At 57.9% G+C, this 12858-nt stretch carries 9 protein-coding genes; 4 read left to right on the top strand and 5 right to left on the bottom strand.

The window, feature by feature from the left end:
- Positions 1 to 51: 51 nt before the first annotated feature.
- The 3 genes from ACJ8M3_RS03465 to ACJ8M3_RS03455 all read right to left on the bottom strand — a co-directional run bounded on the left by ACJ8M3_RS03465 (position 52) and on the right by ACJ8M3_RS03455 (position 4258).
- Positions 52 to 1014: an NAD-dependent epimerase/dehydratase family protein gene (locus tag ACJ8M3_RS03465; RefSeq protein ID WP_033643442.1), complete on the bottom strand. Its 963-nt coding sequence runs from the start codon at positions 1012 to 1014 to the stop codon at positions 52 to 54.
- 178 nt (positions 1015 to 1192) lie between these two features.
- The gene (locus tag ACJ8M3_RS03460) at positions 1193 to 2092 is read right to left on the bottom strand and encodes a transcriptional regulator (RefSeq protein ID WP_089197162.1); all 900 of its coding nucleotides are present in this window, start codon (positions 2090 to 2092) and stop codon (positions 1193 to 1195) included.
- A 771-nt stretch (positions 2093 to 2863) separates the two neighbouring features.
- Positions 2864 to 4258 carry a NarK family nitrate/nitrite MFS transporter gene (locus ACJ8M3_RS03455; protein WP_033650893.1) on the bottom strand — a complete coding sequence of 465 codons (1395 nt, stop codon included), beginning with the start codon at positions 4256 to 4258 and terminating at the stop codon, positions 2864 to 2866.
- A 351-nt stretch (positions 4259 to 4609) separates the two neighbouring features.
- Between ACJ8M3_RS03455 and narX the strand changes: the two genes are divergently transcribed.
- Both narX and narL read left to right on the top strand, forming a co-directional pair.
- Positions 4610 to 6394, top strand: a complete 1785-nt coding sequence (gene narX / locus ACJ8M3_RS03450; protein ID WP_033643445.1) for a nitrate/nitrite two-component system sensor histidine kinase NarX — start codon at positions 4610 to 4612, stop codon at positions 6392 to 6394.
- Positions 6395 to 6404: 10 nt separating this feature from the next.
- Positions 6405 to 7055 (top strand): two-component system response regulator NarL, encoded by a 651-nt coding sequence (gene narL, locus ACJ8M3_RS03445; protein WP_033643446.1) that lies wholly within the window; start codon positions 6405 to 6407, stop codon positions 7053 to 7055.
- Here the strand turns inward: narL and ACJ8M3_RS03440 are convergent.
- Positions 7052 to 8563: a YchO/YchP family invasin gene (locus tag ACJ8M3_RS03440; RefSeq protein ID WP_089197163.1), complete on the bottom strand. Its 1512-nt coding sequence runs from the start codon at positions 8561 to 8563 to the stop codon at positions 7052 to 7054. The genes narL and ACJ8M3_RS03440 overlap by 4 nt on opposite strands.
- A 433-nt stretch (positions 8564 to 8996) precedes the next feature.
- On the opposite strand from ACJ8M3_RS03440, the gene ACJ8M3_RS03435 reads away from it, so the two are divergent.
- Together ACJ8M3_RS03435 and ACJ8M3_RS03430 are read left to right on the top strand one after the other, a co-directional pair.
- A complete protein-coding gene (locus ACJ8M3_RS03435) occupies positions 8997 to 9773 on the top strand; it encodes a prepilin peptidase (protein ID WP_089197164.1) in 777 nt (258 codons plus the stop codon).
- Between the two features lie 97 nt (positions 9774 to 9870).
- On the top strand, positions 9871 to 11139 hold the full coding sequence (locus tag ACJ8M3_RS03430) for an EpsG family protein (protein ID WP_033643448.1): 1269 nt from the start codon (positions 9871 to 9873) through the stop codon (positions 11137 to 11139).
- 62 nt (positions 11140 to 11201) lie between these two features.
- Here ACJ8M3_RS03430 and ACJ8M3_RS03425 read toward each other — a convergent pair whose 3' ends face one another.
- Positions 11202 to 12785, bottom strand: coding sequence for an ABC transporter substrate-binding protein (locus ACJ8M3_RS03425; RefSeq protein ID WP_089197166.1), 1584 nt, complete (start codon positions 12783 to 12785; stop codon positions 11202 to 11204).
- Between the last annotated feature and the right edge of the window lie 73 nt (positions 12786 to 12858).

Raw genomic sequence — 12858 nt, 5'->3', positions numbered from 1 at the left:
TTTATCCGCTTGTCAGCGAAAATATCGAAATAACGTCAGCGTGCGATTAAGTTATCTATCAGAAAACTCATGTTTAATGGTTCTTTCGATTGCCGAATCAAGTTCGACCGGCGCCACGAAATTATTCTGCACATTGCTTTTAAATTGCGTTCTGGCGCAGAATTTCTGCACTCTGACGCGACTGATTGGAAATTTCTTTCGACTTATTTTACTCACGACATCCAATGCGGTTGCGCCGCATATTCCCAAGGCGTAAGGAATGCGAATCGTCTTATTTTCCCTGCCCAATGAAGAGGAAATAACGTCGACCAGCTGATTCATCGTAAAGTCCGGTTTATCGACATAGTTGCTGACCTGATAACTGGACTGCTGATCCAACGCATGCTCCAACCGTGCAGCAATATTCTCGACGTAAGCCATCGACTTCATATTATTGCCGCTGCCAATCATCACGAAACGGCCGCTGGCGATCTGGCGGAACAGGTTATACACGTTGCCGCGGTTGCCTTCGCCGAACACCACCGTCGGACGGATGATGGTCAATTTATTTGCGGCGTCTGCCTTGCGCCAGGCCTCATAAACATATTCCGCCTCGAGCTTGGACTTGCCGTAATGGTTGAAAGGTTCAAAACGCCCTTCTTCGCCGGTTTCCTGCTTGACGAACCCGTAAACGGCGACCGAGGAGGTGAAAATGATTTGGCGGATATTCAATGCAGAGGCGGTCATGCAGACATGACGTGCGCCTTCGACATTGACCTGATAATAGAGCGAAATGGGATCGACATTGTCCTGATGCTCCGCCGCCAGATTAATGATGGCGTCACAGCCCGCCAGCGGTTCTTGCAAAGTCTGAGGTTGAGTCACATCGCCATACTGATAAAGGGATGGAAAATGTGCACTGGGTTGCTTATCGACGATGACCAATGTCAGATCATCGCGCTTACTGAGACGTTTCGCCAGGCGTGTTCCGATAAAACCGGAACCCCCGATAATAGCTACTTTACGCTTATCCATAATTTGTCACTCAGCAGGTTCTCATTATTCCCGTCACCCGATTGGGACAGGCGCTAATACGCGTTAGGTAATGAGTTCCAGACTGGACAAATCGAACCTGGCTTTCAAATAACAAATAATGAAATAAAAGATTTCATCAAATGTAAAATTATCGCTATAGATAAAACCTCATTCAGCGCTAATTTTTAACATCGTAAGCAACTTGATATTGCAAGGTTTTATTCGGCAATATGAGATTAATCCGACCTTTACCGGTGGAGGAAGAGGTCTCATATTTTACCGGCAATTTCAGCTGGCCTTGTTTAGGATCGACACATTCGATGGTGGCCTGATCCATGTTCTCTCCCTGGTACAGACAGAACAGCGTTTGCGGGCTGTTGGTATGGGGATTATTCAGCGTCAGCGTCAACACCACGCGCGTGTTGTTCTGAATATCATTGATCACCGGCGGACGGGTTTGGTTGCCCAGGACATATGAAAAATGTGAAATAACCAGTAACGAGGCGAACACCGTCAGGTATTTCACCACGCGACTGGCAGGCATGCTGAAAAAGCGGCGCACGGATAGCGACTTTTTTTCATGCGCCGGATCTTGAGAGGAATCCATCGCCGCAACAGGCGCAGAAACGAGGGTCGATTTACGCGGCTTAACTATTTTCTCGTCGTTGGCTACAGGCGATTCATTTTCACTTTCAGAAAGTTCCGCTTGAATATCAACGTCAATATCATCGTTACCGTTTAATATATCATCATCGGCGTAGTCTTCATCTTCAGATATAAAGTGAAAAGCCGCTTGATTTTCCACCTTGTAACCCAAGCGTGGAATGGTTCTGATAAGCGTGTGTTCCGAATCGCTAATTTTCTGACGAATGGATTTAATTGTTTGATTTATCGTTGAATCTGAACAATAGGTTCCTTTCCAGATATTTTCTATAATTTCCGTTCGGGTAACCAGCTCGGGGGATCTGGCGACAAGCAGCGAAAGAATTTGATACTCCTTCCAACGCAGACGGAATTTCTCCCCGGCAGGAGTCAGAACATCGAGATTCCTAATCTTTATTCTTTTATCAAGATTCACTTTTAATTTCCTTAGCGTGCCTGTCCTGCACACTTTGTATAGAAATATCAAAAAATGTTCAAGAAATTAAATGTAAACTCAACAGGTTGCATTCATCGGATATTGGCTTTTATAAAAATTTTCTGATTTCATTTTTTACATTAAGCCTGATTCAGGATGTTCCGTTTATCCAAACGACTCTATTTCCCTGTTGGTAACATGGATTTCTTTCCTGGCTACCGTAAAATTCAAACTAGCACCTCTTTGATTTAGAAAGAAAAAACTAACGGCGTTGCTTGATTGTTAATCGAATGAAATTGTGAAATTTCATTCTTCGCCCTGAATTCATTCTGTTTTTCCACCTAATCTGAACGTCAGATAGACTACAAAAAGACGGAAAAAACAGAATGAGAGTTATCTGATTTAACTCCGGCGTTCATTCCATCCAACGGGCGCAGCATCTAAGACAAAACCCTATTGCTGATTTTATAATACGCACATCAATTAGGTATTCTCCTAAGCAATTTCATTTAAACGCAGGAAAAAGCATTAATTGTTTAATAGTAAGAACACGCTCAACAAAACGAAAAAACCGCGTGAATAATATAAACCTTTTGTGAGAAAGGATTCATACATTGAGAGATATAACTATAAAAAAAGAAAAAAACGGCAAGCGGGGGTGAGAATTTTACCTAAAGGCAGAAAATTTCACTGAGGAGGAGAAGAGAGAAGTTTCGGTATGAACGAAATATCCCTCCCCTGTCGGGAGGGATAGAGAAAGTCGTTTGACACTCAGGCTTTTTTCTTGCGGCCATACACCGCCCAGGTGATCACGACGCACAAAATGTAAAATACCAGGAACACTTTCATCGCGCCCGCAGGTGAACCGGTCAGCGCCAGTGAGGTGCCAAAGGCCTGCGGAATGAAGAAGCCGCCGGCGGCGCCAATCGCCGAGATAAAGCCCAACGCGGCGGCGGAATCGGTTACCGCCTCACGCTGCGCGCTTTCATCGCTGCCGCCGGCCGCTTTAACGCGATCGACGGTGATTTTGCGGAAAATAACGGCGATCATTTGGAAAGTCGATCCGCTGCCCAGCCCCGCCGTGAGGAACAGCACCATAAAGATGCCGTAGAAGGCGATGAACGACCCGCCCTCGCCCGCACTCGGCAAGGTCAGGAACAACAGCGCGGCAAAAACGGCCATGACCACAAAGTTGATCAACGTCACCCGCACACCGCCGAAACGGTCAGACAACGCGCCGCCGACCGGCCGCGCCAGCGCCCCCAGGAACGGCCCGAAAAACGCGTAATGCAAGATCACTACGTCGGGGAACTGCGTCTTCGACAGCATGGCGAAGCCGGCGGAGAAACCGATGAAAGAGCCAAAGGTCGCGAGATACAGCAGGCTCAGCATCCACAGATGCCCACGCTTGAGCACCGGCAGTTGCTGACGCAGCGATGCCTTGGCCGCCGCCAGATCGTTCATGCCGAACCAGGCCGCCAACGTGCCGACCAGCAGGAACGGCACCCAGATCCAGGCGGCGTTTTCCAGCCACAGCTGGCCTCCCTCCACCTGGTTTTGCGCCGTGCCGCCAAACAGGCCGAACAGGCTGAAGGAAATCGCCAGCGGCGCGACCAGCTGCATGACGCTGACGCCCAGATTGCCCAACCCGCCGTTGAGCCCCAACGCCCCGCCCTGACGCGCTTTCGGGAAGAAGAAGCTGATGTTGGCCATGCTGGAGGCAAAGTTGGCGCCGGCGAAACCGCACAGCAGGGAAATAATGACGAACACGCTGTACGGCGTACTGCTGTCCTGCACCGCAAACCCGAGCCACAGGCAGGGCACCAGCAGGAAACAGGTGCTGATGGCGGTCCAGCGACGGCCGCCAAACAGCGGGATCACGAAGGAATACGGTACGCGCAAAATGGCGCCCGAGACCGACGGCAGCGCCGTCAGGAGAAACAGCTGGTCAGTGGTAAAATTGAAGCCGACCTTGTTCAGGTTGACCGCGACGGCGCTGAACAGCATCCAGACGCAGAAGGCCAGCAGCAGACAGGGAATGGAAATCCACAGGTTGCGGGTGGCGATGCGCTGGCCACGCTGCTGCCAAAAAGCGCTGTCTTCAGGGCGCCAGTCCTGAATCAGCGCACCGGTTTTCTTTGATGAAGGCGTTGCAAGTTGCGACATAAAAACCTCAGACACGGGGGATCATTCCGCACACCCTAGGGGGCGGCCCCGGCGGCAAAGTTGATGTATATCAACCCGCATGCAAGTAGTTGGCGGCGGAAATAGCGCCTTCATCCCCTTAGGGGTACGCCCTAACCAAAAATTAAATCTATTTAAATCAATCAACTAATCACTATCACTTTCGTTTTCTTGCCGTCTCGACGCGCCCCTGGAAACTAATGGGTACTTCATTCGAGGTATGGGGTTATGCGCAGGGATAATCAAAAATACGGCTGAATCGTGACTTGTTTAGTCCCATCGCCGCCTTCGCCCCTGAGCTTCAGCGGCGCCAAACGCCAGGAATCCGCACTTATGAAACGCCTGTTGGCCCCGCTTTCGATCGTGAATCAGGTCGCCCTGCTGATGTTGCTGTCGGGCATGCTGGGCGTGGCCGGCATGGGGATTTCCGCCTGGATGTCGCAAAGCATTCAGGGCAACGCGCACGCCATCAACAAGGCCGGCTCGCTGCGCATGCAAAGCTACCGGCTGCTGGCGCAGGTGCCGCTGGATGAACGGCACGAAGCGCTGATCCGGGAACTGGAGCGCGACGAAAACAGCCCCGACCTGCAGCGTTCGGTGGAGCAGGAAGGGTTGACGCAGCCTTTCAACGCCCTGCGCGACTATTGGCAACAGACGCTGCAACCTCGCCTGCGCAGCGCGCAGCAGCCGGCCGACGCCGCGCCCCAGGTCGCGCACTTCGTGCGGTTGTTGGATAAGCTGGTGTCGGATATCGACAGGCAAACCGAACGCCGCCTGCTGATGGTGACGCTGGTGCAGGCCGGCTTTATTGCGCTGACGCTGCTGCTGTTGATCGGCACCACCTGCTACCTGCGGCGCCGGTTGCTGCATCCCTGGCGGCAACTGGTGGAGATGGCCCTGGCGGTAGGCCGCGGTGATTTTAGCCGCCGCTTTGCGCAGCGCGGCCATCAGGATGAAATGGCGTCGCTCGGCGGCGCGTTGAACACCATGTCCGACGAGCTGTCGGCCACCTACAGCGGGCTGGAGCAGCGCGTGGCCGAGAAGACCGCCGACCTGCAGCAGAAAAATCAGGTGCTGAGCTTCCTCTATCGCGCCAGCCGCCAGCTGCACGCCAGCGAGCCGCTGTGCAGTCGCCTGACGCCGCTGCTCAACCAATTGCAAACCCTGACGCCGCTGCGCGCCATTCAGGTGCGGCTGTATGAAAACGACAGCCGGGAACCGCTGCTGCAGCTGAGCGGCAACCAACCGCTAAGGCCGGAGCATTGCCATAACCCGGTGTGCAGCGCCTGCCTGAACGACAGCGACCGCCAGTATCCCAACAATCCGTCGCTGAGCTGGAGCCTGAGCGACAAGCTCGGCGACTACGGCGTGATCGTGGCGCAACATGCGCCGCAGCAACCGCTGAACGATGAACATCGCCAACTGATCAATACCCTGGTGGAACAGCTGACCAGCGTGCTGGCCATCGAACGTCAGGTCGACCACCAGCAGCAGTTGATGCTGATGGAGGAGCGGGCGGCGATCGCCCGCGAGCTGCACGACTCCATCGCCCAATCGCTCTCCTGCCTGAAAATGCAGATCGCCTGTCTGCAGATGCAGGGGGAAACGCTCTCTGCCGCCAGCCAGGCGCTGGTGCAACAGATGCGTGAAGAGCTGAACGGCGCCTATCGCCAACTGCGCGAACTGCTGACCACCTTCCGTCTGCAGTTGACCGAACCGGGTCTGCTGGCGGCGCTGCAATCGACGGTGGCGGAGTTCAACCCCAAACTGGGCCTGACCATCAGCCTCGATTATCAGCTGGGGCCGCGCACGGTGCCGGCCTATCAGGCCATACACCTGCTGCAGATCGCCCGCGAGGCGCTCAGCAACATCCTTAAGCATGCCGCCGCCAGCGAGGTAAGCATTCAGGTCATCAATAAACGCGGCGAAGTGACCCTGAGCGTATGCGACAACGGACGCGGCCTGCCGGCCGAGACCTCTCGCCCCGACCATTACGGCTTGATCATCATGCGCGATCGCGCCAAGAGCCTGCACGGCCGCTGCGACATTTTACCGCGCAGCGGCGGCGGCACCGAGGTGCGGGTCAGCTTCACGCCGGATAACCACGCCATCGACTAACGGAGACACCATGACGACAGAAACCGCCGCCACCATCTTACTGATCGACGACCACCCCATGCTGCGCAACGGCGTAAAACAGCTGATCGGCATGGACGCTCGCCTGCAGGTCATCGCCGAGGCCAGCAACGGTGAACAAGGGGTCGCGCTGGCGGAGCAGCACGATCCGGATCTGATCCTGCTCGACCTGAACATGCCCGGCATCAACGGGCTGGAAACGCTGGATCGCCTGCGCCAGACCGACCTGTCGGGGCGCATCGTGGTGTTCAGCGTATCCAACCATGAAGACGACGTCGTCAGCGCGCTCAAGCGGGGCGCCGATGGCTATCTGCTGAAAGACATGGAGCCGGAGGATCTGCTTAAGGCGCTGCATCAGGCGGCGGCCGGGCAGATGGTGCTCAGCGAAACGCTGACGCCGATCCTCGCCGCCAGCCTGCGGGAAAACCGCCCGAGCGCCGAGCGCGATATTCAGCAACTGACGCCGCGCGAACGGGATATCCTGAAGCTGATCGCCCAGGGGCTGCCGAACAAGCTGATCGCCCGCCGCCTGACCATCACGGAAAGCACCGTCAAGGTACACGTCAAACACCTGCTGAAAAAGATGAAGCTGAAATCCCGCGTCGAGGCCGCCGTGTGGGTGTTGCAGGGTAAAAACGGTTAATCGTCGCCGTACAGCGGCCCGGTTTGCGCCGGGATCGGCGGCGGCGTCAGGGTTTGGATCGGCGGCTGATCCGCTTCATCACCGGCGGTCGCCGTCAGCGGCGGCGCCACTTTCAGTTCTATCCAGTTGGACGTCACGCGCTGCTGTTTGTCGTCCTCCAGCGTGACCGACAGCCGATAGCTGTTGGCGGCGCCCGGGGCGTCATCCCACGGCGGCACGATCGCCGTCCAGCCCTGCGGGTCGTTGGCATTGTGCGGCGGTGTCAGGCTCAGCGCCTGCGTATCCCCCTGCCAGCTGACGTGAGAAATCCCGTGCAACGCCTTGATTTCCAACACCAGCGGCACGGTTTCCCCCGCCTGCAGGCTCCACGGCGGCGTGGCCAGGAACACCTGCAGCGTCTTGCGCTGGCGGAACTCCAGCACCGGCACGTTTTTACGTTCGACAGGATCGTAGCGGCTGCCGCGTAGCGACTTGGCCTGCGCCACATACTCCGGCGAAATCTGCTTGACCAGCGGCACCCCGAGCCGGTAGCTCAGCGCCAATTCCACCTGATCCTGGCTCTGCCCGCCCGCACCAATCTTATGCAACGCCTTCATCGTCACCAGCGGCACCGGGGTATAGTTGAGCCCCAGCTGCATCGCGCGCGGATCGTTCTGTTTCTTGCCGCTGCCGAACAGATCGACATTCTCGCCCAGGTACTGTTCATAGCTGAGCGAACCGCCGATTTGGCGATAGAACGGCAAATAGCCCTGCGTCGTGATGTCGTAACCGCGCGCCGGACGGCTGAAAAATACCCCATCGCCGGGCTGTTGCGACAGCGCCGACAGCGGATAGTAATAGTTGGTGGAGAAACGCAGGTAGTCCCCCCAGGCTTCCGCCCCCACGCTGCCGCGATTGCGCTGCCGGGCGAAATCGCTGTCGAGCGCCGTGTTGTAACCCAGCAGCCAGTCACCGGCGATCCAGCGTTGCCCCAGCGCGACATTGCCGAGCGCCCCGGCGCTTTGCTGCAGCCAGCCGATTTGGCTGTAGGTCAACAACCCGTCGACGTCGTACAACGGGCTGAAGAGCTGGCCGTTGCTGCCGGTAAAATCGCCCTCGCCGTTCATCTTCAGCGACAGCCGGGCAGTTCCCAACGGAGACAGCAGTTCTTGCGCCTGTTGCTGCAGCGCGCCGGTCGCCTGGCCCAGCAAATAGTCTTCAGCGCGGCTGCGCATCTGCTGACGTGAAACGTTGTTCAGATCTTTTTCGCCGAGCTGTTTGGCCATCTCGGCCCACTGCTTCTCGCGCGCGGCGTCGTCGGGCGCACCGCCCAGTTCGGGCAAGTTCGCCGCCGGATCTGCGCCGGCCTGTTCGGAAGAGATAACGCTGTCCGGCGCCGGTGGGGATTCGGCGCACGCGGGCGCCGCGCCGGCCAGCCACACCAGCGGCACGGCCAGCCACGCCGTCTGGCGTCGGCGCCAGAATCGTTTTTTAGTCTTGATGAGTACTGCCTGAATGACGTCTTTCATGACACCGTTGGCTTCCCTCCTTCCTGGAGCACGCCAACCCACTGCTTTGCCGCCGCCATTCCCGCGACAGCGCTGAAAAACCTCACGCCCCCCAGCCCGGCGGGGGCGCCTATGTCCTCATAGCCTAACGGCTTGACGAGCAGAAACAATAGGATAAACCCCAATCGCTCCCCAGTGACGTCGTCACTTGTACCCTTTACCGATCCATTCCGGCCGCCAGGTGAATTCACCGCATTTTAGCGCCGATTTTGCCGATAAAAAGCACAGTACCCCGTGGCTGCGCGCCACCGCGCAGGGCAGTGTACACCCCTGCAATACGCAGCGTGGCGATGCGAACGCCTGCGCATTCCTCACAACCAACCGCGTTTTCCCCTGATGAAATACGCATTTTGCCGTTATTTTAGCCGTCTGTTCTACGACTGGCGGAGTCCGGATGTTGCTTTCTTTACTGTGGCACGCGCTGTTTTTCACCGCGCTGCTGTCGGCGGGCCTGATCGCCTTCGCGCTCATTACGTGGCTGGAACGCGTGGAGGGCGTCAACGGTCGCCCACAGAGGTTGCGCCTTCAGGGGCCGCTGCTGACGGCACTGGGGCTGGCGACGTTGCCTCTGAGCCTGGCTGCAGCGCCTCGATGGGGGTTAGTGCCGGCCGCGGCGCTCCTGATCGCCCTGGCCTGGCTGGACTGGCGCCATCGGTGGCTGCCGGATCGACTGACTCAGCCGCTGCTGTGGGGTGGGCTGCTATGCAACCTTGACGCTCGCTGGGCGCCGCTGGAAGACGCCGTGCTGGGTGCCGTCGCCGGTTACGGCGCGTTATGCCTGCTCAATGCGCTCTACCGGCTGACGCGGCGGCGCAACGGCATCGGCCAGGGCGATTTCAAACTGCTGGCGGCGCTGGGCGCCTGGCTCGGCTGGACAATGTTGCCGCTGCTGGTCTTTCTGGCGGCGGCGTTCGGATTGGGCGTCGCGTTGGCGCGTGGCCTGCACAACCGCCGTGCCTGGCGAACGCCGCAACCGTTCGGTATCGGGTTAGCGGCGGCCGGCTGGCTATGCCTGCTGACCGGTCCCGTCTCACCTGGCCCGCAGTGGTATTTCATTTATTTCACAGCATCAACCCCACATGAAATCAAGGCAGAACGCGGTTCTGCGCGTTTCGCACCGTTTTTACCCAGCCTCGCCGACGGCCATTTTTCCGCTGCCGGCAAGGGATGATAACCCGGTGAAATTTTGCCTATTTCACCAAAACTCACTGTGTCCCTTTAGGCCCCGGTGTTATGTTCCCCAGCTGGATCACGCCATGGAGCATCCCATGCAAAACCCGGTCAGGCCACTCGCCGCCCTTCCCGACAGCGAACAGGCGCATTCTTCCGTGCAATGGCTGCTGCTGGGCGCCGTCGCCATCACAGGCGTTTGGTTCGCCCCCTATTTATCGTTGGTGATTTGCAGCGGCTTGATCGCCGCCTTTATGCTGCTGCGCCAGCAACCCGATCGCGTGCTGAATCTCACCGCCTTCCTGCTGCTGACCGTGATATCCGCGGTGCCGCTGGCGACGAAGAACCTCGAGCCGGTGATGAACGACAAGGTGAACTACTACCTTGAGATGCAGCAGTACAGCGGCTACGGCCTGATGGACTGGTTGGCGCAGTTTTCCGGCACCGACTTTGTCTCGCACCTGTTGTTTAAACTGACTGCCACCTGGTTTGGCGTCGGTAATGGCGCATTCGCCGCCTTCTTCCTTATCAGCTTTTCGCTGCTGGCGCTGGGCGTTTACCGCCTGTCGCGCACTTACTTTGCCGTGATCCTGTTTTTGTTCTGCTGCCAGTACAATTTCCAGGGGCTGTACGGCAACCTGTTGCGGCAGGGGCTGGCGCTCTCTTTCCTGGTGCTGGCCGTGTCGGAGCAGCACCGCGGCCGCATGCTGCTCTGGATCGTGATGGCGTCCTTCAGCCATTTTTCCGCTTTCCTGTTTCTGCCCTATCTGCTGCTGCCCGCGCGCTGGCGCACCGTGGGCACCCTGCCGGTGCTGGCGCTGTTCGCCGCCTGTTACCTCGGCGGCGCGGTGCTGATGCCTAAACTGATTGCCGTCGTCGGCAACGACTTTCTGGCCTCGCGCGCCGAAGCCTACGTCAGCGGCGACTTCGGTAATAACCCGGTGCGCAAAATCCAAATCACGCTGCTGTACGTCGGCGTGGTGGAGGCGCTGTATCAATTCGCCCGCTACAAGTTCCGCGCGCCATCGCCTCAGTTTGTACAAGCCGCCTATGCCGTGCGCCTGATGTTCCTTTATAACTGCGCGGTGTTCTTCGCCACCATCAGCTTTGAAGAGGTGGCCAACCGTTATTCATTCAACATGATGATCTTCGTGCTGATCTTTATGGTGATGGTATGCGGCAATCTGAAAGACGCGGTAAGCCGGGTGCTGCTAACGTTGCTGTGCTTCTCTCTGGGCATCGCGTCCTATCTGTATATCAACCAGGTCGGCGTGCAGCAGTTTTGGTACGGCGATCTGCAGGCGCTGGTGACCGACAGCCTGCCGACAATCCTCAATAAGCTGAATCTCGCCGGCACGCCGTGGTGAGCTCGCCGCGTTAACACCGGCCAGGCCCCCTCTCCTCTCGGCGGCGAGGGGGCATTTTTCGTTCACGGCTGCGTTTTATTCACCCGATCCAAATACAGCATGCTGTTGGCGATATCCACCCGGGCATCTTCAACATTGTCCCGTAATGCCACCAGCGTTTGCCCCTGCAGCGCCAGCACATAAGGCGAACTGGCCTGCAGTTCCCGTTGCAGCGCGGCGTAACGTGCGCTGCGCGCTGCGCTGTCGCCTTCCGCAGCCGCCGCACGCGTTTCCGCGCTGATGGCGGGAATGCTCCACTGGGTGCGCCAGGCCAGGGTCTTCGGCCCGCCCGGCACATTGTAGGCAAAGGCGCTGGCGTTGGTGTTCGGATCCAGATAGTCGGCGCCCCAATAGGTGAAGATCGCCTGGAAATCGCGGCCGCGCATCTTGCCCCACAGATCGCTCTCCACCACCGGATGAATGTCCAGCCGCAGCCCAGCCTGCGCAAAGCTGGCCTGCAGCGCCTGCGCGATGTCGGTATACGGCGGCTGGTTGATGACGATCAGGCTGATGCTTGTGCCCTCGTTGATGCCGGCATCGCGCAGGATCTGTTTGGCCTTGTCCACATCGAGCTTAAACGGCCGCTCGTCGAGCGCACCGTCCAAGCCCTGCGGCAAGAAGGCCTGATGCACGCGATATTGCCCTTTCAGCAACCGTTCGGCGATGCTCTGATAATCCACCAACCAGCGCGCCGCCTGCCACAGCGCCGGATTGCCCAGCGCCGGGTTGTCTTTGCTGCCGGTATTGAAACCGAGGTAATACACCTTGGGCGCATCGGCCTGCTCAATGCGCACGCCCGGCGCTTTGCGCAGCGAGTCGAACTGGTCAGCGCCCAGATCGTAGGCCACGTCGGCATCCCCCTTCAGCAACAGTAAACGGCGGGTGCCGGCATCGCTGACGTTCTTGAATAACACCGTTTTCAACCGGGCCGGCGACGGCGCGTAATCGTTGCGGCCAAACAGCAGTGCCTCATGCGGCACATAGTTATTCACCCGATACGGGCCGCCGCCGGCCGAATGGTTGCGCAGCCAGGCGTTCCCGAAGTCCCCCTGCTGCGCGTGTTCGCTCAACAGCTTCTCATCCACGATCGAAGCCACGTTCGCCGTCAGCAGCCGCAGCGCCAGCTCGCTGCCGATGTTGGCCGACCAACTGAGCTGCACCTGGTTATCCCCGATCTTCTTCAGCTGCTGCTCGACGTTATCCGGCGTCCAGCCAAACTCAGCGAGAATAAAGGACGGCGCCTTGTTCAGCTTCACCGCACGCACCAGTGAGTAAATCACGTCCTCGGGACGCAGCGGATTGCCGGAAGCGAAACGTTGTTGCGGCTTCAGGGTAAAGATCAGGCTGCGCCCATCGGCGCCCGCTTGCCAACGGGCGGCGGCGTCCGGCACCAACTTTTGCGGCGCACCGCGATCCGGCGCCACCAGGCGCTGATAGAGATTGACCAGATTGGCCGAGCTGACGGTTTCAAAGCTCTCCGCCGGATCGAGGCTGATGATGCCCTCGAGCGAACTGACCACCACCAAGGTATCCGGCGGGGTGGCGGCCTGCGCGCCGAAAGCGGTCGCCAGCGCGCCATATAATAAGGTTGGGATTAACCGTTTCATCGATACACTCTCCACAATCACGCGGTTGCGTTGTTTTTCGAGTGTAGGGGGTAAGAATTAACAGAAGAACGAC

The organism is Serratia sp. CY55921 (assembly GCF_052167655.1).
Taxonomy (GTDB): domain Bacteria; phylum Pseudomonadota; class Gammaproteobacteria; order Enterobacterales; family Enterobacteriaceae; genus Serratia; species Serratia ureilytica.
The sequence above is the reverse complement of the archived record's forward strand: the minus strand, read 5'-3'. Positions and strand labels throughout refer to the sequence as shown.

Coding starts and splice junctions, on each gene's coding strand:
- ACJ8M3_RS03430 (WP_033643448.1), top strand. CDS start 9,871: ATGCAAAACCCGGTCAGGCCACTCGCCGCCCTTCCCGACAGCGAACAG.
- ACJ8M3_RS03425 (WP_089197166.1), bottom strand. CDS start 12,785: ATGAAACGGTTAATCCCAACCTTATTATATGGCGCGCTGGCGACCGCT.
- ACJ8M3_RS03455 (WP_033650893.1), bottom strand. CDS start 4,258: ATGTCGCAACTTGCAACGCCTTCATCAAAGAAAACCGGTGCGCTGATT.
- ACJ8M3_RS03440 (WP_089197163.1), bottom strand. CDS start 8,563: ATGAAAGACGTCATTCAGGCAGTACTCATCAAGACTAAAAAACGATTC.
- narX (WP_033643445.1), top strand. CDS start 4,610: ATGAAACGCCTGTTGGCCCCGCTTTCGATCGTGAATCAGGTCGCCCTG.
- ACJ8M3_RS03465 (WP_033643442.1), bottom strand. CDS start 1,014: ATGGATAAGCGTAAAGTAGCTATTATCGGGGGTTCCGGTTTTATCGGA.
- narL (WP_033643446.1), top strand. CDS start 6,405: ATGACGACAGAAACCGCCGCCACCATCTTACTGATCGACGACCACCCC.
- ACJ8M3_RS03435 (WP_089197164.1), top strand. CDS start 8,997: ATGTTGCTTTCTTTACTGTGGCACGCGCTGTTTTTCACCGCGCTGCTG.